The organism is Lentzea sp. CA-135723, assembly GCF_050936595.1.
Lineage (GTDB): Bacteria > Actinomycetota > Actinomycetes > Mycobacteriales > Pseudonocardiaceae > Lentzea.
In genome coordinates, this window is the sequence record NZ_JBNJMK010000001.1 from 6,750,760 (window position 1) to 6,768,478 (window position 17,719).

Consider the following 17,719-nt stretch of genomic DNA (forward strand, 5'->3'; position numbering starts at 1 on the left):
GGAGGTGATCGGTTTTGTGTGGTAGGTACGCCTCCACCAAGGACCCGGCGCTGCTGGCGGCCGAGTTCGACGCGGTGGACGGGACCGGCGACGAGGCACCGGGGGCGGACTACAACATCGCGCCCACCAAGCACGTCATGGCCGTCGTCGAGCGCAAGCCCGAGGACGAGGACGTGGAGCGCAGTGTTCGCGTGATGCGCTGGGGACTCGTGCCGCACTGGGCCAAGGACCTGTCCGGCGCGGCCAAGATGATCAACGCCCGCGCCGAGACCATCCTGACCAAGCCCGCCTACAAGCAGTCGGTCACGAAGCGCCGCTGCATCATCCCCGCCGCCGGCTGGTACGAGTGGCAGGCCGCGGAGGGGCGCAAGCAGCCCTACTTCATGAACCTCGGGGACGACACCTCGCTGGCGATGGCGGGCATCTGGTCGGTGTGGTGGAAGGACGACGTGCCGACCGTCACGTGCGCCGTGATCACCACGGACTCCATCGGCGCGCTGACCGAGGTGCACAACCGGATGCCGTTGCTGCTGCCGAAGGACCGCTGGTCGGCGTGGCTCGACCCGACGTCGCTCGACCCGTCCGAGCTGCTGGCCCCTGACCCGTCGATCGTCGAGGCGCTCGAACTGCGCCCCGTCTCGACGGCGGTGGGCAGCGTGAAGAACAACGACGCCTCCCTGCTCGAACGCGTAGACCTGCCGTGACCACGCTGTTGGTGGACACGCCGCACGGCCCCGCGCGGGCCTCCCTGCACTGTGCCCACGAACCGCGTGCCGCCCTGCTCCTCGGCCACGGCGCCGGCGGCGGCGTCGAGGCCCCCGACCTGGTCGCCGCCTGCCGCGCCGCGAACTCCGTAGGCGTGCACGTGGCGTTGGTCGAACAGCCCTACCGCGTCGCGGGCCGCCGTGCCCCGGCGCCGGCCGGACAGCTCGACACGGCCTGGATGTCCGTTGTCGAGGACCTCGGCGAACGCTGGTTCGACGGCCTGCCCCTCGTCTTCGGGGGCAGGTCGTCCGGCGCCCGCGTGGCCTGCCGCACCTCGGTCGAGGGCCAGGCCGTCGCCGTGCTCTGCCTGGCGTTCCCGGTGCACCCGCCGGGCAAGCCGGAGAAGTCCCGGATGTCCGAGCTCGACGGCGTGGAGGTCGCCACCCTGGTCGTGCAGGGCGAGAACGACCCGTTCGGCCAGCCGCCGGGAGCCACCCACCGCGAGGTCGTGCTGCTGAAGGGCGACCACTCGCTCAAGGCGTCGGTGGCCGACGTGGGCCGCTCGGTCGGCGAGTGGCTGGACCGCGTCCTGCGCCCGCTCGACTAAATAGCCTGCTCACGGCGCGGCACGGCATTACTGTGCCGCCCCATGACGCTTCTCGATGACCAAGGCCGGCCAGAACCTCCGACCGACGGCGACGAACTCGCCACCCTGAACGGCTTCCTCGACTTCCAGCGCGCCACCCTCGCGTGGAAGATCAGCGGCCTGACCGCGGCCCAGCTCGCCGAGACCACCGCCAAGTCAGAGATGACCCTGGGCGGCCTGGTCAAGCACCTCGCCTACGTCGAGCAGCAGTGGTTCCACGTCGTGCTGCACGACCGCGAGCCGCTGGAACCGTGGGCGAGCGTCGACTGGAAGGCCGACTACGACTGGGACTGGCACTCGGCCAAGGACCACACCCCCGAAGAGCTCACCGCGCTGTGGCAGGCCGAGGTGGACCGGGCCCGCGCGGCCGTCGAGGAGGCCGTGCAGACCGGCGACCTCGGCCAGCCCGCCAAGCGCAAGCCGTGGCGCGGCGACGACCGCACGGTCAGCCTCCGCTGGATCCTCACGCACATGGTGGAGGAGTACAGCCGCCACAACGGCCACGCCGACGTCCTGCGCGAGGCGATCGACGGCCAGACGGGCGAGTGACAACCGATCTCGGTTCGGCGGCGTTCATTTGGGTGTACACGAACGCCACTTGAGCATCGGGGAGAACAAGTGAACAAGATCCGTCCGACCGCGCTGGCACTGGCCGGCATCGCCCTGCTGGCCACGACCACCCCCGCCCAGGCCGAGACGCCGTGGTGCACCGGCGGGGACCTGGTGATCAGCGCCCACGACATGCGGTCCCCGTCCAGCGCGAGCAAGGCGCACCGGATCGGGTTCGCCGCCGCCGAAGGCGTCTCCTGCGTGATCGGCGGGAGCCTGAGCGACGTGCGCTTCCTCGACGCCGACGGCGGTGACCTGGGCGTCGAGCCGGAGATCCAGGAGGGCGACTACGCCGAGGTCCTGGTCGGCGGGCACCGCGAGGCCGCCGTCTACGTGGCCTCGCAGATCCACGGCCCGCGGGTGACCCCCGCGTCCGTCCGCTTCACCCTGCCCGGCTCCGGCGACTCGGTCACGGTCGCGTGGCCCTCGAACCTCAGCCCGGTCGTGCGGCTGGGGAGCATCACGGCTCCTGTCAGCTAGGCGCTGATCGAAGCCACCACGGCACCGGTCAGCCGCACGAGCTCGGACGGTGCGATCTCCACTTCGAGACCGCGCCGTCCGGCACTGCAGAACACGGTGCCGAACTCCAGCGCCGAGGCGTCGACCACGACGGGCAGCCGCTTCTTCTGCCCCAGCGGCGAGATCCCGCCGGCCACGTACCCGGTGGCGCGTTCGGCGTCGGCGACCACGGCCATGCGGGCCTTCTTGCCCTTCAACGCCGCCGCGAGTCCTTTGAGGTCGAGCTGCGCGGTCACCGGCACGACCCCGACCGCCAACCGCCCGTCCACATCGGCCACGAGGGTCTTGAACACGCGGGAAGGCTCCAGCCCCAACGCCTCCGCGGCCTCCAGCCCGTACGACTCGTGCCGCGGGTCGTGCTCGTACGAGTGCAAGGTGTGCGCCACCCGCTGCTTGTCCAGCAGCGCTGTGGCGGGGGTCCCACGTCCGGCCATGCGGAATTACTACCAGGCCTCGCGTTGTTACCCAGAACGTGGCAACGAACATGCTCGAGCGGTCACGCGTAAAGTCAGTCCCGACCCAGAACCTGTGGGAAGGGAGCGCGGTGCCCGCCACCGGCACGACAGAGACGACGGCGGAACGCGCTGCGCGTTTCGAGCGCGACGCTATGCCCATGCTCGACCAGCTGTACTCGGCCGCCCTGCGCATGACGCGCAACCCGGCTGACGCCGAGGACCTGGTGCAGGAGACGTTCCTCAAGGCCTACTCGGCGTTCGCGTCCTTCTCGGAGGGCACGAACCTGAAGGCCTGGCTGTACCGGATCCTGACGAACACCTACATCAACGGCTACCGCAAGAAGCAGCGCCAGCCGATTCAGCAGCCGACCGACGAGATCACGGACTGGCAGCTGGCGCAGGCGGAGAGCCACACCTCGTCCGGGCTGCGCAGCGCCGAGGTCGAGGCACTCGACAACCTGCCCGACAGCGACGTCAAGGAAGCTCTGCAGCGGTTGCCGGAGGAGTTCCGGATCGCGGTCTACCTCGCCGATGTCGAAGGCTTCGCGTACAAGGAGATCGCAGACATCATGGGCACCCCGATCGGCACGGTGATGTCCCGGTTGCACCGGGGCCGTCGCCAGCTCCGCGACATGCTCGCGGACGTCGCACGTGACCGCGGATTCCTCCGTAACGGCAGCAACGGAGACGCGTCATGAACTGCGGCGAACCCCACGACACCGACTGCTCAGAGGTGCTGGCCGAGGTCTGGCTGTTCCTCGACCAGGAATGCGACGGAACCCGCAGGGCGGCGCTCCAGACGCACCTCGACGAGTGCCACCCGTGCCTCGAGCAGTTCGGGCTGGAGGAGCACCTCAAGGCGCTGCTCGCCCGCAAGTGCGGCGGCGACTACGCCCCGGCGGACCTGAAGGCGCGCATCCGGGCGACGATCGTGGAGATTCGCACCGAGGACTGAGAAGTCCCCTGGCAAGACAAAAGGCCCTGGTCACCGGCGTGGTGTCCAGGGCCTTTCGCAGCACTCAGGCGTTGGGGCGCTTGCCTCGGTTGGCGCCGCCCTTTTTGCGGTCGCGGCGCTTGCGAGCACGCTTCGACATGGGTGTCTCCTAGGATCAGAACTTGCTTCACCCACCAGTTTCTCATGGAGGAGTTCTGAGCACGCTCACGGACCTCTTGGCCGAGCACACCAAGCTCCCCGGCGCCGCCGTCGACCACCTCCAGCTGGTCGTCGCGGAGTGGCAGCTCCTCTCCGACCTGTCGTTCGCCGACTTCGTCATGTGGGTACCGCTGGAGGACGACAGGTTCCTCTGCGTCGCCCAGGCCCGTCCCACGACGGCGCCGACGGCCCACCCGGAGGACGTCGTCGGCAGCGAGGTCGAGAGCGACGAGCACCCGCAGCTGCGCAGGGCCGTCGACGAGGCGCGGATCTGCCGTGAGGAGGACCCGCGCTGGCACCTGGGCGTGCCGGTGCGGCGCGAGACCATCCCGGTGCGGCTGGGCAGCCAGGTCATCGCGGTGCTGAGCCGCAGCACGAACCTGGCCGTGCCGCGCGTGCCGTCGCCGTTGGAGATCTCGTACCTCGGCAGCGCCGCCGACCTGTGCCAGATGATCGCGGACGGCACGTTCCCCGCGCCAGAACCCTCGCCGGACGTGCACACCAGCCCGCGCGTCGGCGACGGCCTGATCAGGCTCGACCCGTCCGGCGCGGTGGTGTTCGCCTCGCCGAACGCGCTGTCGGCGTACCACCGCATGGGGCACGCGTCGGACCTGGTCGGCGTGCACCTCGCGCCGCTCACCCGCAGCCTGATCGGTGACCCGTTCGACGCCACCGAGGTCGCGCAACGCATCCGGCAGGCGCTCGATGGGCAGCCGTCGATGCGCATGGAGGCCGAGTCGCGGCGCGGTGCCGCGGTGTTGTTCCGATCCTTGCCCCTCCGGCCACGAGGGCAGGCCGCCGGCGCCATCGTGCTGTGCCGCGACGTCACCGAAGTTCGTCGTCGTGACCGTGCGTTGATGTCGAAGGACGCCACGATCCGCGAGATCCACCACCGGGTGAAGAACAACCTGCAGACCGTCGCGGCCCTGCTGAGGCTGCAAAGCCGCAGGTTGAGCAACCCAGAGGCGAAGGAGGCGCTCGCGGAGTCGGTCCGCCGTGTGACTTCCATCGCACTCGTGCACGAGACGTTGTCGATGTCCGTCGACGAGCGCGTCGACCTCGACGACGTGGTCGACAAGGTCATCCCGATGATGGGCGACGTGGCGGTCACCGAGACCCAGGTGAAGGTGCGTCGCGAGGGCGGGTTCGGGATCGTGTCCTCCGAGATCGCCACTCCGCTGGTGATGGTGCTGACCGAGCTCGTGCAGAACGCCTTCGAGCACGCCTACGCCCCTGGCCAGCGCGGGGAGGTCGTCGTGCACTCCGAGCGGACCGCGAAGTGGCTCGACGTGACGATCACCGACGACGGCAAGGGCCTGCCGCAGGGGTTCTCGCTGGAGCGCACCGACCGGCTCGGTCTGCAGATCGTTCGGACCCTCGTCGATTCCGAACTGAGGGGGTCTTTGAGCTTGCGGCGACGGCCCCGAGGCGGTACAGAGGCGGTCCTGCGCGTGCCGCTCAGGGGGCGGCGCTAAACTAACGCCGTGCACACGTGACGATCAGCCTCAGCGGTCTCACGTGGTCATGCGGGAGGGTGTGCAAACAAAAGAAGAAGCCCGACACCTGGCACGGTGTCGGGCTTCTTCTGTGTTAGCTCTATGCGGCGAACAGCCTGCTCAGGCGTTGCTGCGGGCGCGCGTGCGGGCGTTGCGGCGCTTGAGAGCGCGGCGCTCGTCCTCGCTCATCGCGCCCCAGACGCCGGCGTCCTGGCCGCTCTCGAGTGCCCACGCGAGGCAGTCGGAGACGACGGGGCAACGGCGGCAGACGGTCTTCGCCTCGGCGATCTGAAGCAGCGCGGGACCACTGTTCCCAACGGGGAAGAACAGCTCGGGGTCCTCGTCGCGGCAGATCGCGCGGTGGCGCCAGTCCATTGGAACTACTCCTCAGCCTTGGCGCGCACAAGGGCACGCCGGTTGTCAGCGGTCGTTTTTTGGGGTGCTTGTGAATGCTTTCACGAACGGCCGGGATGTCAAGGGGTAAGCACTGACCCGGTGAGTGAACTCACCCAAAAGATCGACAGCGTTCACCTGGGGTTTCACGCTCTGCTGTCACTCGACTGCAGTACATCCCGGGTGGGTACCGAGACGGTCACGAACCGATCACGGACTGTCAAGTTCCTTATACGGCAACAGTCAACGCATCGGGGACCGCCCGGAACTCCACCGCCGTGGTCGTTCCGAGGAAATCACCGTCGACCTGGAGGTTCGCGGGCTCCTCGCACTTCACTCTGACATAACCCACGTCGTCACGCCGAACGAGTTTCGCGCTCTTCGGATTCCCGGTGGCGAGGACCTGGGCGATGAAGCGCCCGACCGTGGGCACCCGCATCGTCCTCAGCGCACTCAGACCGAGCCCGCCGTCGAACGACGTGCTGGGGTTGAGCTGGATCGCCCTGTCACCGAAGTACGTCCACGGGTCGGTGTTCGACACGAACACCATGCCGACGTCGTCGAACGACTCACCCGGAACCTCGACGGTGAAGTGCTGCGGCTTGCGCACGATCTGCGCATAAGCCTTGAGAGCGACGGAGAGATAAAGCACGGGACTCGCGTTGCGGCCTTTGGCCCGCTTGCGTTCCACACCCGCGACGACATCGGCGTCAAGACCCATGCCCGCGTTGAAGGTGAACCAGCGGCCACCCTCGATGACGTCCGCGAAGACCTGGCCGAGCCCGATCCGGCGCCTGGTGCCGTGCTCGATCGACTGCAGGAGGACGTGCGTGGCCTCGACGGGGTCGCGCGGGATGCCGAGCGCGCCGGCGAAGACGTTGGCCGAACCACCGGGCACGACGCCCAGCATCGGCCGGTCCGGACGGGGAGCGGCGCGCAGGATGCCGTTGACCACCTCGTTGACCGTGCCGTCGCCGCCGTGGGCGATGACCAGGTCGAACCCACCCTCCGCGGCCTCGTGCGCGGCGTCCGCCGCGTGGCCCCGGTACGAGGTCTGGACGACCTCCAGCTTCACGTCGCTGGCGAGTGCGTGCGCGAGTACGTCACGGCCCGCCGGCGTCGTTGTAGTCGCCTGCGGGTTCACCACGAGAAGAGCGCGCACTACTTGAGAGTAAGACAGTGCGTGACGGTCAGCCGCGCGCATGTCCTCCCTCAGGGTGGCTCCAGCCTCACGAAAGTGGCGCAAATCTCCCTTCCGTCAGCATCGCGTCCGCCCCGCAGACGAGTGCACCCCGGACGACCGCCGGCTCGCTGAAGGCCCTTCGATCTTCCCGCCTCCGACGTGCTTCCGAGGACCTCCAACCGGGTGGCCTACGATCCGTGACCAGGTACAGAACGTGAGGAGAGGTCGCTCGTGACCACTCAGCTCCAGGCGCCCCCGCGCCCGGTCCGCATCGCAGCCGTGCTCGCCTTCCTGCAGGGCCTGGGCGGTGTCGGGCTGGGTCTGGCGCTCGTCGTCCGGGTGATCGGGGGAGCCCAGCCGGCAGGTCCGATCCTCGGCGCGGCCGGCGTGCTCGTCATCTGGTTCGGCGCGGTCGTCCTCGCGACCGTGCTGCTCTTCCGCGGCCACCACGGCGCCCGCACACCCGTGATCGTCACGCAGCTGCTGCTGCTCGGGTGCGCCTGGTACGCGTACGGCCCGTCGGAACAGCAGCTGCTCGGCTCGCTGGGCGGCATCTACTGCGTCGTCGTGCTCGTCTTCCTGTTCACGAACGACGGCCGCCGCTGGGCGATGGGCGAGCCCGTCGTGAACGAAGGTGACAAAGCCGACTAACGGAGGGTGGTCAGCCTCACACCAAAGGGTGAAGCTGTGCGTGGTTGCTTAACCACTCCCTGCACATACGAGGTGACCAACCATGCGTGTTATGACTGCGATCGCGGGTGCCTTCCTGGCGGCATTCACCCTCGCATCCCCGACGGCTTCGGCTGCGCCCGAAGACCCGGGCATGTCGCCGATGATCATCGGTGGCGGCAACGCCTCCAACTTCCCGTACGCGGCCCGTCTCTTCGTGAACGGCCGTGAGAACTGTTCCGCGACGAAGATCGCTCCTCGGTGGATCCTGACCGCCGAGCACTGCGTGGCGTCGTCCGGCACGTACACGTTCCGCGCGGGCAGCCTGGACCAGACCTCCGGCGGCCAGCTGGTGACCGGTACCCGGATCATCAAGCACCCGTCGGCCGACCTGGCGCTCGTGCAGGTCAGCACCAACATGAACGCGCCGTTCTCGCCGCTCGCCGGCTCCTCGGACGGCGTCGCCACCGGTCAGACCGTGCAGCTCTACGGCTGGGGTGCCACCTGCACCAACCAGCCGGAGATCAACTGCCAGTCGCGCTACCTGAAGGTCGCCAACACGCGGGTCACCAACCCGAACGGCACCGACTACCGCGGCGGCCGGGCGATCTCCGTCCAACGCATCGACGGCATCGCCGCCGGTGGTGACTCGGGCGGCCCGATGTTCGGCGCCGGCAAGCAGGTCGGTGTCGCGTCCACCTCGGACCGTTCGACGCGCTCCAACTACACCCGCATCGCCACCTACCGGTCCTGGATCACCAGCAACGCCGGTGTGTGACACCCCGCTTGACCTGCGGTAACCCTGCGATGGCCCCCGGCTCCGGCCGGGGGCCATCACCCTACGTGACCACGAATGGTGGATGGACACGAACGGAGTAGCCGGTTACCGTGCCTCCAGCGTTCGCGCCGCTCGGGAGCAGGGTGAGGTGCGCAGTGCAGGACGGCCCGAAGCGGGTGACGACAAACGGCGATTCCGAACGCCCAAATGCGGCTCGCCTGTTCGACTACTACCTCGGCGGAGCGCACAACTTCGCGGTTGACCGCGCGGTCGCGCAGCAGAGCATCGAGAAGTTCCCCGTCGCCGAGATAGCCCGCACGATCAGGTCGTTCTCCCGCCGCGTGGTGCGCCTGTGCGTCGAGGAGTACGGCATCCGCCAGTTCCTCGACCTGGGCAGCGGCATCCCGACCGCCGGCAACGTGCACGAGGTCGCGCAGGGCCTCGACCCGTCCTGCCACGTCGTCTACGTCGACCACGACCCGGTGACCGTCGCCCACGCCCGCACGATGCTGCGCGACAACCTCAACGCCGCCATCGTGCAGTCCGACATCAGCGACGTCGGCGCCGTGCTGCGGCACCCCGAGACCCGCCGCCTGATCGACTTCACCCAGCCGACGGCCGTGCTGATGGTCGGCGTCCTGCCGTACGTCATCGACGAGCCCGCAGGCGTCGTGGCGCGCTATCGGGCCGCGTTGTCCGAAGGCAGCATCGTGGCGTTAACGCACCTCACGAAGGACGTGGAACCGGAGCTCGTCGGCCAGCTGGTCGACCTCGGGGACGACCTGGGGTCGAAGCTCGTGCCGCGCTCCAAGCAGGACGTGGAGGAGTTCGTCTGCGGCCTGAAGCTGCTCGAACCCGGACTGGTGCTCGCCGCCCACTGGAGGGCGGACGGCGAGCTGCCCGGTGCCTCTGCCGCCGCCGACGCCTCGACGTACGGCGCGGTCGGGATGGTTTAGCCGGTCTTGGTCCGCAGCGCCTGACCGTTGGTGGTCGTGCTGTTCGTGACCGAGGTCCCGCCGCTCCTGCGCCACTGCAGGTCGTTCGCGCCGGTGCTGCGCTCCACCTGGACGCCGTCGAGCGAGATGTTCTGCACGCTGTCGGTGGTGAACGCCGGGCGCCCGTCGTTCTTCTCGAACTCGATGGTGCTGTTCAGGAACCTCACGTCGGCCGCGTTGCGGAGCCAGAACCCGAACGCCGGGCGCACGCCGTAGATCCGCGGCGGGTACGCGTCGGACACCTCGGGCGGGCTCTTCGAGGCGTCGGACTCCTTGTGGTTGCCCGGAACCGTGAGCCGCACGTTGTCGAAGGTGAGGCCGGTGATCTTCGAGTCGGCGCGGCCGGAGATCGTCGACGCGTACTCGGGGTCGCCCGGGATGTCGCGCGGCGCCGTCAGGTTGGTGCCGGTGATGTTGCGGTAGGTGATGTTGCGGATCTTGCCCGTCGGCGGGTCGTTCGGGCAGCGGCCGCGCTTGCCGACGTGGATGAAGATCGGCGAACCCGTCCTGGTGAGCTGGATGTTGTCGTAGAGGACGTCCTCGATCACCGCGCCGTCCATGGACACCATGCCGAGGCCCGCCTTCGAGGCGCCGGTGACCTTGAGGTTGCGGAACTGGATGTTCCTGAAGCTGCCGCAGGTCTCCGAGCCGAACTGGATGGCGTTGTTCTCGGTCGACTGGATGGTGGAGTCGCGGACGACGTTGTTCTCGCTGGGGAACGTCTTCCCGGTGGCGTAGTCGCTCTTGAACGCCACCGCGTCGTCGCTGGAGATCACCGTGGAGTTCGACAGCTCGACGTTGGAGCTGTTGATGAAGTTGATGCCGTCGCGGTCGTCCGGGGTGTCGACGGTGATGCGGTCGAGCTTCATCCCGTTGCAGCCGTTGGTGATGATGGCGAAGTGACCGGCCTCGCGGAACGTCACGTCGGTGATGTTGACGTTCCTGCAGAACTTGAGCGACAGCATCTTGTCGCCCTTGCCGGCGGGGATGTTCTCGCCGGTCTCCAGCTTGTTCGCGCCGTCGATGACGCCCTTGCCGGTGAGGTTGACGTTCTCGACGTTCTCGCCCCACAGCAGCGCGTTGCGGAAGTGGCTGTGCCCGAAGTCCTGGTACCTGCCGTACGTCGGGTTGGGTTCCGGCGCGTCGATGCCGCTGCCGGACGCGACGATCCGCGCGCCCTGCTGGAGGTTGATCGTGATGTTGCTCCTGAGGTGGATCGAGCGCGACAGGTAGGTGCCCGGCGGAATTTCGACCGTGCCGCCGACCGCCTGGGAGGCCGCCGTGATGGCCTTGTCGATGGCGACGGAGTCGATCGCCTTGCCGTCGCCCTTCGCGCCGTAGTCCTTGACGTTGAAGCTGGCCGCCTTCGCCACGCCCACCGGTGCCACGACCACCGCTAGTGCGACGAACGCGCCGGTCAGTCGACGCCTCATCGTGTCGGGTTCCTTCCGCTCGTTCGGTGAGAGCGGCGGCGGATGAAACGCTCTGAAAACGGTTTCATGGTCGAGCGTAGAGAAGGCCGGGCCCGAAGTACAGGGGTGACTTCGCGGCCCGGCCTCGCAGGTTCTCAGCCCTTGTACGCGCCCTGCGCGCCGACGAGGGCCGACGGGCCGCGGTACTGCGCGTTGCCGAACGCGAGGATCGCGTAGCCGATGATGCTGAACAGCCACAGGCCGACGACACCGAAGACGGTGTCCTTGGCGAAGGACTTCGCGACGTCGATGGAGACGATCAGCGCCATGATCACGTTGACGAACGGGATCAGGAACAGGATCAGCCACCAGCCGGGACGACCCGCGACCTTCAGCCAGATGTAGATGTTGTAGATCGGGATGATGGCTGCCCAGCCCGGCTGACCGGCCTTCGTGAAGACCTTCCAGAAGACGGCGATGCCGAAGACGGCGATCGCCAGGTAGATGATCGTGCCGACGACACCGAAGCCGGTCGAGACGGCGGGGTCGATCGTAGTCGGGTCAGTGTCCACGGTCTTTCCTTCTTTCCACGCTTACCTTTTGCCGGGGGATCGGCGAGCGGGGACGCTGCCAGGACCGTGGACCTGTCCTCAGTGGAATACCTGTTTCGTGAGCTTTTCGAGACCTTCCGTAGACATTCAGTCGGCAGCGAGTGCGGACAGTGCCTCTCCGGTCACGCGCATGGTCGTCCACTCGTCCATCGGTATGGCGCCCAACGACTTGTAGAACCCGATGCTCGGCTCGTTCCAGTTGAGCACCCACCACTGCAGGCGGGTGTAGCTCTTCTCGACGCACTCCTGGGCAAGCGCTTGCAGCAGCTTCTTGCCGAGGCCGTTGCCACGCTGGTCCGGTGTGACGTAGAGGTCTTCCAGGTAGACGCCGTGCACGCCGTCCCAGGTCGAGAAGTTGAGGAACCACAACGCGATCCCGACGACCCGACCGTCCACTTCGGCCACGTGCCCGAACAGTGCCGGGTGCTCGCCGAACAACGCGGTGTGCAACTGTTCCGACGTCAGGTGGCACTGCTCCGGCGCCTTCTCGTACAGCGCCAGTTCGTGCACGAGCCCAACGGCCGCGTCGACGTCACGCGGTTCGATCCGCCGGATCATCACACCTCCCAGGCAGGCACGTTGAGCCTGCGCACCTGCGGGTCGCCCCGCTCGTCGCCCAGCTGGCAGATGCCGGCCGGGTCCAGTCCGAAGTGGACGCCCTGGTCCGGCGCGAGCCCGAGCCACGCCGCGATCAGCACGCGGCTGAAGTGCCCGTGACCGACCAGCACGACGTCACCGCCGGGCAGGATCTTGCGCACCTCGCCGAGCACCTTGCGCGCCCGCTCCTGCACCTCCGCGTGCGTCTCGCCGTTCGGCATGGGGTGCGACCACACCGTCCAGCCGGGCACGCGCTCGCGGATCTGCGGCGTGGTGATGCCCTCGTAGTCGCCGTAGTCCCACTCGGAGAGGTCCTCGGTGGTCGCGTTCACCTCCAGCCCGGCGAGGGCGGCGGTGCGGGTGGCGCGTTGGCGGGGGCTCGTCAGCACGAGCGCGGGCGCCTGGTCCGTTCCCCGCAGCCGGGCGAGCGTGGCGCCCGCGCGGCGTGCCTGCTGCTCGCCTTCCGGCGTCAGCTCGATGTCAGTGCGTCCCGTGTGCCTGCCGCTCTCGGACCACTCGGTCTGGCCGTGCCGCAGCAGGTAGAGGTGGGTGCTCACCCCGTTGATCCTAAGGAGTGACCGGGAGCACGTTTGGAGTAGTCCACCTTCGAGGTACCCCGCTCGCCATGACCGCCGAGAGCCCTGACCACGGCGCATCCGACGACGTGAACGCCCAGGAGATCCGCGAGGCCTTCGGGGTTCGCGTGGCTCGCATCCGGGCGGAGCTGACCTCGACCTGGAACAAGCTCAGCCAGAACGAACGCGACGGAGAACACGGCGCCCGGTGAATTTCCCGGTCGTTCGCGCGTCGAAGTTTCGCCGGTGCCCGAAATGCGGATGAATTGGGTCCGCAGGCCGTTGATGAGGGGAATTCCCCTTCGTTGGGCTGAACGGCGTAATACTCCCGGCTGGTTCTCGTTTTGATTGGCAGATTCCGGGCGGAATTGCGTGCCGGGTGCTGTGCGGCGTCGATAGAACGGAGTGGATCCTTTTAAAGGGGGACCCACATCATGCGTCGCACAGTCGCGCTGTTAGTTCCTGCTCTGCTGTTCGGAGGCTTGTCCGCGCTGCCCGCGGCGGCCGCTCCGCAGGCGCCGTCCACACCGGGTTGGAGCGTGTCCGGGGACGTCATCCGGTGGACCACGCCCACGGCGATGCCGGTGCGCGAGGCCGGCGTGGAGTTCTGGGAGGGCGACCGGTTCCTCGGTCGGGCCACGGAGTCCGCGGACCTGCGCACCTACTCGTTGCAGGCGAGGCTGACCGACCCCGCCGCGTTGCAGGTGCGGTCGGCCGGCAAGAGACTCGACGTGGCCGAGCCGCCGGCGGCGAGCCTGTCCGCGCCGCAGCTGCCCGCGTTGCAGCCCGACGGCGGCGTCGATCCCGGCAAGCCGGGGCAGTACGCGACCACGACCGGTGAGTACGCGCTCGACCCGATCAAGCTGCCGGGGTACGCGGCGCCGATCGAGATGGAGGGCGTCGTCGTGGCGCCGAAGGGGGCGCCGGGCAAGCGTCCGCTCGTGCTCTTCCTGCACGGCAGGCACTTCACGTGCTACAGCAGGACGAACCCGAACCAGATCACGCTGAACTGGCCGTGCCCCGGCGGGCTGACCGCCGTACCGAGCCACAAGGGCTACCTGAAGGCGCAGGAGTTGCTGGCGTCGCAGGGATATCTGACGGTGTCGATCTCCGCGAACGGGATCAACGCGCAGGACGCGGGGACTCCGGACGCGGGTGCGCAGGGACGGTCGTCGCTGGTGCGGCACCACCTCGCGAAGTGGGCGGACTGGGCCGCCGGGCGTGGCTCGGTGCCCGCCGCGGTGAAGTCTGGCCCCTCCGCCGACCTGTCGAAGGTCATGCTGATGGGGCATTCGCGCGGCGGTGAGGGCGTCAACCGCGCCGCCACCGACAGCCTCACACCGCCCGCCGGCGACACGGGGTTCTCCGGGCCGGTGCGCTGGAACATCCGCGGCACCGTGCTCGTGGGGCCGACGATCTTCGGCCACAACCCGGCGCCGGACGTGCCCTCGGTGACGTTCCTGCCCGGTTGCGACGGCGACGTGTCCGACCTGCAGGGGCAGATGTTCGTGGACCAGACCCGCGGCCTGAGCCGCGGCGAGGCGTTCCACAGCGCGCTCTACCTGATCGGCACGAACCACAACTACTTCAACAGCGAGTGGACGCCCGGCCAGGCGGAGGCGCCGGCGTTCGACGACTTCTGGCCCGGCGAGCAGCCCGACCCGCTGTGCACGCCCGGCACGCCCACCCGGCTGACCGCCGACCAGCAGCAGGCGGCGGGTGGCACCTACTACGCGGCGGCCGCGCGGCTGTTCCTCGGTCGTGACGAGTCCGTGCTGCCGTTGCTCGACGGTTCCGGCGTGCGTGCTCCGTCCGCCGACCCGGCCCGTGTGCTCGCGCACGGTGTCGGCGCCGACCGCAAGGCGTTCGTCGTGCCGGACGGTGCGACGGGCGCGTCCGGCAGTGCGCGCGTGTGCCAGGAGACGTCCCGTGACGCGGCCGTCGGGTGTGGTGGCGCGCGTTCGCCGCACTTCGTCGGCTTGCGCGGTGCGGTGTCGCAGCCGGAACGTCTCGCGGTCGCGCTGAAGTGGACCTCGGCGGGCCAGGCCGGTGTGGTCACACCCGCCGCGCCGGTGTCACTGGCGGGTTCGCGTGAGCTCGCGCTGCGGCTGGCGGTTCCGCCGAACGCGGCGGCCTCGAAGTTCGGCGTCGCGGTGACCGACCACAGTGGACGGAAGCACGTGCTCGGCTCGGTGTCGGTGGCCGGTCTGCCCGGCAGCGACCGCACGGCCTCGTTGTGGGCGCAGGAAGTCCGCGTGCCGTTGCCGCGCGGTCTCGGCAAGGTCGCCTCGCTGGAACTGGTGCCCGAGTCGGCGTCCGGTGAGGCGTGGCTGATCGACGCGCACGGCTGGGACAAGGGTCTCGTCCCGGTGGTGCCGACGCGGCTAGCGCGCGTCGACGCGGTGCTCACCGAGGTGCCGGAGGGCGACTCCGGCACGCAGACCCGCAACGTCGTCATCACGGCCACCGGCAACGGCACCCGCGTGTTCCGGCTGTTCTACAACGAGCCGGGCAACAAGCCCGTGACGAAGCTGGTGACGTTGAAGCAGGGCGAGCACCAGGCCGAGGTGCCGATGACGTGGACCGGCAACACCCGCTGGGGCGCCGACGTGCTGAACCCCGTGCAGGTGCAGGCGATCTCCAACGCCGTGGTCGGTTCCGCGACGGGAGGGCTGTTGGTGCGCAACGACGACCCGATGCCGAAGGTGACGGTGACACCGCTCGCCGACAGCGTCGCGGAGGGCGGCACGCTGAAGTGGAGGCTGACGCTGTCCGAGCCCGCCGACTCGTCGTTCCAGTTCTACGGCAGCCCGGTCGCGCCCGCGTCCGGCACCGAAGTGTCCACAACGGACGTCGACCCGACCTGGCTGCTGCGCAACTCGGGTGAGCAGCCGCTGCCGTCGAGGCCGTTGTCCGCCACCGGACTCGGGCTCGACGTGAGCATCGCCCCCGGTACGACCTCGTACGAGTTCGAGGTGCCGACCGTCGCCGACACCGAGACGGAGGGGGAGGAGCAGGTGTGGCTGAAGTTCGAGGGCTACAGCCCCACCGGCACCGACTTCGAGGTCGTCGGCAAGGTCACCGAGGCGGCGTGACCGTGCGCGGGTGGTCGCTCTCGCGGCCACCCGCGTCCTTCGTCGTCCAGCTGCTCAGCAACCGCAGCTTCTCCTCCGACGGCGACCCGGTGTCGGCGCTGTAGATGACCACGGTCTGACCTTCCGCGTCCGGCAGTCTGAGCGTCTGCCAGTTGAGCTTCATGTCACCGACGGCCTCGTGGAAGAACCGCTTCACGCCGTGCTGGTGCTCGGACAACCGGTACTGCGCCCACATGCTCGCGAACTCCTCCGACCGCGTGCTCAGATCACCCACGATCCGCGCCACCGCCGCGTTGTCCCGTCCGGGCACGATCGAAGCGCGCAACGTGGCCACGATGTCCGCGGCGATCTCCGCCCAGTCCCGGTACACGACCCTGGCCCGGGGGTTCAGGAACATCCACCTGGCGAGGTTCCGCTCCTCCGCAGGCATGGCCTCGAAGTCGTCCAGCAACGCCTTGCCGGCGTGGTTGACGCCGAGGATCTCCAGGTGCGGCCCGTGGATCACCGCGGGCACGTCGATCGCCCGGATCATCGACTGCACCGCGGGCCTGGCCCTCGTAGTGGCGATGTTCTTCGACTCCGGCTGCAACAGCGAGGCGAAGTACCGGCTCTCCACGTCGTCGAGCTCGAGCGCCCGTGCGATCGAGGCGATGACCTGCTCGGACACGTTGCGCGCCCGCCCCTGCTCGAGCTTGACGTAGTAGTCGACGCTGACCCCGGCGAGAATCGCGACCTCGGCCCGCCGCAACCCCTTGACCTTGCGCGGTGTAGTGGCCGCGGGCAGCCCCAGGTCCTCGGGGCTCAGTGCCGCGCGCCGCGAGGTGAGGAAGTCGCGCAGTTCGCTGGTCATACCCCGAGTATGGGGTCGTTCCCCGTCGCTCGGCAGTTCGTGGGTGGTACTGCCAGAGCCACGATGAGGGGTACCAGTTATCCCGTTCTCCCCGGCTTGTTCTTCGGACGTAATGGAAAGCGTCAACGACAACGCTTTAGGGAGAACATCGTGTCTGTCTGGTTCGTCACCGGCGCTTCCCGCGGCCTGGGCCTGGAAATCACGAAGGCAGCTCTGGCCGCAGGCCACTCGGTGGTGGCAACGGCCCGCGACCCGCAGTCGATCGAAAAGGCCCTCCCGGACTTCGCGGACAACCTGCTAGCCCTGCCCCTCGACGTCACCGTTCCGGGCGACGCCGAAAAGGCGGTGCAGTCCGCCGTGGCCCGCTTCGGCACCATCGACGTCCTCGTGAACAACGCGGGCCGAGGCCTGGTCGGCGCCATCGAGGAAACGAGCGACGCCGAAGCCCGTTCGGTCTTCGACATCAACGTCTTCGGCCTCCTGACCGTCCTGCGCGCCGCAACCCCCGTCCTGCGCGCCGCCCGCTCGGGCCGAATCCTCAACATCAGCTCGACCGGCGGCATGGTCGCCTGGGCGGGCTGGGGCGTCTACAGCGCGACGAAGTTCGCCCTGGAAGGCATCACCGAAGCCCTGCGCCTGGAACTGGCCCCGCTGGGCATCCAGGTCACCTCGGTCCAACCGGGCCCGCTCCGCACCGACTTCCTCGCCTCGTCCTCGCTGGGCCACGTGTCGCGCGTGATCGACGACTACGCCACGACCGGCGGCGCCTCCCGTGACTGGGCTGCGTCTTCGCACGGCCAGCAGGAAGGCGACCCGGTGAAGGCCGCTCACGCGATCCTGACCATCGCCTCGGCTGCGGAGATGCCCGCCAGGCTGCCGTTGGGCACGTCAACCCTGGGCGACATCCGCACGAAACTCGCAACGGTCGGCGCAGACTTGGAGACGTGGCAGGACCTCACCCGCTCAACGGACGTCTAG

Annotated in this window: 22 protein-coding genes; 13 read left to right on the forward strand and 9 right to left on the reverse strand. The window is 68.7% G+C overall.

What is annotated here, in order from left to right; all coding sequences use genetic code 11:
• Positions 1–14: 14 nt before the first annotated feature.
• The 4 genes from ACQEU1_RS31660 to ACQEU1_RS31675 all read left to right on the forward strand — a co-directional run bounded on the left by ACQEU1_RS31660 (position 15) and on the right by ACQEU1_RS31675 (position 2,440).
• Positions 15–704, forward strand: a complete 690-nt coding sequence (locus ACQEU1_RS31660; protein WP_433209649.1) for an SOS response-associated peptidase — start codon at positions 15–17, stop codon at positions 702–704.
• The gene (locus ACQEU1_RS31665; protein WP_433209651.1) at positions 701–1,312 is read left to right on the forward strand and encodes an alpha/beta hydrolase family protein; all 612 of its coding nucleotides are present in this window, start codon (positions 701–703) and stop codon (positions 1,310–1,312) included. The genes ACQEU1_RS31660 and ACQEU1_RS31665 overlap by 4 nt, the downstream gene beginning before the upstream one ends.
• A gap of 42 nt (positions 1,313–1,354) precedes the next feature.
• On the forward strand, positions 1,355–1,900 hold the full coding sequence (locus ACQEU1_RS31670; RefSeq protein WP_433209653.1) for a DinB family protein: 546 nt from the start codon (positions 1,355–1,357) through the stop codon (positions 1,898–1,900).
• A 69-nt stretch (positions 1,901–1,969) separates the two neighbouring features.
• Positions 1,970–2,440 carry a hypothetical protein gene (locus tag ACQEU1_RS31675; RefSeq protein WP_433209655.1) on the forward strand — a complete coding sequence of 157 codons (471 nt, stop codon included), beginning with the start codon at positions 1,970–1,972 and terminating at the stop codon, positions 2,438–2,440.
• On the opposite strand, the gene ybaK is transcribed toward ACQEU1_RS31675, so the two are convergent.
• Positions 2,437–2,913 (reverse strand): Cys-tRNA(Pro) deacylase, encoded by a 477-nt coding sequence (gene ybaK, locus ACQEU1_RS31680; protein WP_433209657.1) that lies wholly within the window; start codon positions 2,911–2,913, stop codon positions 2,437–2,439. The two genes, ACQEU1_RS31675 and ybaK, sit on opposite strands and share 4 nt — an antisense overlap.
• A 50-nt stretch (positions 2,914–2,963) precedes the next feature.
• On the opposite strand from ybaK, the gene ACQEU1_RS31685 reads away from it, so the two are divergent.
• Complete coding sequence (locus tag ACQEU1_RS31685; RefSeq protein ID WP_433209659.1) at positions 2,964–3,632, forward strand: sigma-70 family RNA polymerase sigma factor; 669 nt, start codon at positions 2,964–2,966, stop codon at positions 3,630–3,632.
• Positions 3,629–3,889, forward strand: coding sequence for a mycothiol system anti-sigma-R factor (rsrA, locus tag ACQEU1_RS31690; RefSeq protein ID WP_382444125.1), 261 nt, complete (start codon positions 3,629–3,631; stop codon positions 3,887–3,889). Before ACQEU1_RS31685 ends, rsrA begins: the two co-directional genes overlap by 4 nt.
• 64 nt (positions 3,890–3,953) lie before the next feature.
• Here the strand turns inward: rsrA and ACQEU1_RS31695 are convergent, their stop codons facing one another.
• Positions 3,954–4,028, reverse strand: a complete 75-nt coding sequence (locus ACQEU1_RS31695; protein WP_369809028.1) for a 50S ribosomal protein bL37 — start codon at positions 4,026–4,028, stop codon at positions 3,954–3,956.
• 55 nt (positions 4,029–4,083) lie between these two features.
• Between ACQEU1_RS31695 and ACQEU1_RS31700 the strand changes: the two genes are divergently transcribed.
• A complete protein-coding gene (locus ACQEU1_RS31700) occupies positions 4,084–5,562 on the forward strand; it encodes a histidine kinase N-terminal domain-containing protein (protein WP_433211897.1) in 1,479 nt (492 codons plus the stop codon).
• Between the two features lie 141 nt (positions 5,563–5,703).
• On the opposite strand, the gene ACQEU1_RS31705 is transcribed toward ACQEU1_RS31700, so the two are convergent.
• Positions 5,704–5,958, reverse strand: coding sequence for a WhiB family transcriptional regulator (locus ACQEU1_RS31705; RefSeq protein WP_330853468.1), 255 nt, complete (start codon positions 5,956–5,958; stop codon positions 5,704–5,706).
• A 247-nt stretch (positions 5,959–6,205) separates the two neighbouring features.
• On the reverse strand, positions 6,206–7,138 hold the full coding sequence (locus tag ACQEU1_RS31710) for a diacylglycerol/lipid kinase family protein (RefSeq protein WP_433209662.1): 933 nt from the start codon (positions 7,136–7,138) through the stop codon (positions 6,206–6,208).
• A gap of 252 nt (positions 7,139–7,390) precedes the next feature.
• Here ACQEU1_RS31710 and ACQEU1_RS31715 point away from each other — a divergent pair, with 252 nt between their 5' ends.
• From ACQEU1_RS31715 to ACQEU1_RS31725, 3 genes are all read left to right on the forward strand, one after another.
• Complete coding sequence (locus tag ACQEU1_RS31715) at positions 7,391–7,810, forward strand: hypothetical protein (RefSeq protein WP_433209664.1); 420 nt, start codon at positions 7,391–7,393, stop codon at positions 7,808–7,810.
• Between the two features lie 82 nt (positions 7,811–7,892).
• Positions 7,893–8,606 (forward strand): S1 family peptidase, encoded by a 714-nt coding sequence (locus ACQEU1_RS31720; RefSeq protein WP_394615638.1) that lies wholly within the window; start codon positions 7,893–7,895, stop codon positions 8,604–8,606.
• 176 nt (positions 8,607–8,782) lie between these two features.
• Positions 8,783–9,562: an SAM-dependent methyltransferase gene (locus ACQEU1_RS31725; protein ID WP_433209666.1), complete on the forward strand. Its 780-nt coding sequence runs from the start codon at positions 8,783–8,785 to the stop codon at positions 9,560–9,562.
• Here the strand turns inward: ACQEU1_RS31725 and ACQEU1_RS31730 are convergent.
• The 4 genes from ACQEU1_RS31730 to ACQEU1_RS31745 form a co-directional block, all read right to left on the reverse strand.
• Positions 9,559–11,034, reverse strand: coding sequence for a glycoside hydrolase family 28 protein (locus ACQEU1_RS31730; RefSeq protein ID WP_433209668.1), 1,476 nt, complete (start codon positions 11,032–11,034; stop codon positions 9,559–9,561). The genes ACQEU1_RS31725 and ACQEU1_RS31730 overlap by 4 nt on opposite strands.
• A gap of 134 nt (positions 11,035–11,168) precedes the next feature.
• Positions 11,169–11,585: a DUF5684 domain-containing protein gene (locus ACQEU1_RS31735; protein WP_433209670.1), complete on the reverse strand. Its 417-nt coding sequence runs from the start codon at positions 11,583–11,585 to the stop codon at positions 11,169–11,171.
• Between the two features lie 126 nt (positions 11,586–11,711).
• The gene (locus tag ACQEU1_RS31740; RefSeq protein ID WP_433209672.1) at positions 11,712–12,182 is read right to left on the reverse strand and encodes an N-acetyltransferase family protein; all 471 of its coding nucleotides are present in this window, start codon (positions 12,180–12,182) and stop codon (positions 11,712–11,714) included.
• Positions 12,182–12,778 carry a histidine phosphatase family protein gene (locus ACQEU1_RS31745; RefSeq protein ID WP_433209674.1) on the reverse strand — a complete coding sequence of 199 codons (597 nt, stop codon included), beginning with the start codon at positions 12,776–12,778 and terminating at the stop codon, positions 12,182–12,184. Before ACQEU1_RS31745 ends, ACQEU1_RS31740 begins: the two co-directional genes overlap by 1 nt.
• A 68-nt stretch (positions 12,779–12,846) precedes the next feature.
• Between ACQEU1_RS31745 and ACQEU1_RS31750 the strand changes: the two genes are divergently transcribed.
• On the forward strand, positions 12,847–13,008 hold the full coding sequence (locus ACQEU1_RS31750; protein ID WP_433209676.1) for a hypothetical protein: 162 nt from the start codon (positions 12,847–12,849) through the stop codon (positions 13,006–13,008).
• A 222-nt stretch (positions 13,009–13,230) separates the two neighbouring features.
• Complete coding sequence (locus ACQEU1_RS31755; RefSeq protein ID WP_433209678.1) at positions 13,231–15,891, forward strand: alpha/beta hydrolase family protein; 2,661 nt, start codon at positions 13,231–13,233, stop codon at positions 15,889–15,891.
• On the opposite strand, the gene ACQEU1_RS31760 is transcribed toward ACQEU1_RS31755, so the two are convergent.
• The gene (locus ACQEU1_RS31760) at positions 15,875–16,741 is read right to left on the reverse strand and encodes a helix-turn-helix transcriptional regulator (RefSeq protein ID WP_433209680.1); all 867 of its coding nucleotides are present in this window, start codon (positions 16,739–16,741) and stop codon (positions 15,875–15,877) included. The genes ACQEU1_RS31755 and ACQEU1_RS31760 overlap by 17 nt on opposite strands.
• 150 nt (positions 16,742–16,891) lie before the next feature.
• Here ACQEU1_RS31760 and ACQEU1_RS31765 point away from each other — a divergent pair, with 150 nt between their 5' ends.
• Positions 16,892–17,719, forward strand: coding sequence for an oxidoreductase (locus ACQEU1_RS31765; protein ID WP_433209682.1), 828 nt, complete (start codon positions 16,892–16,894; stop codon positions 17,717–17,719).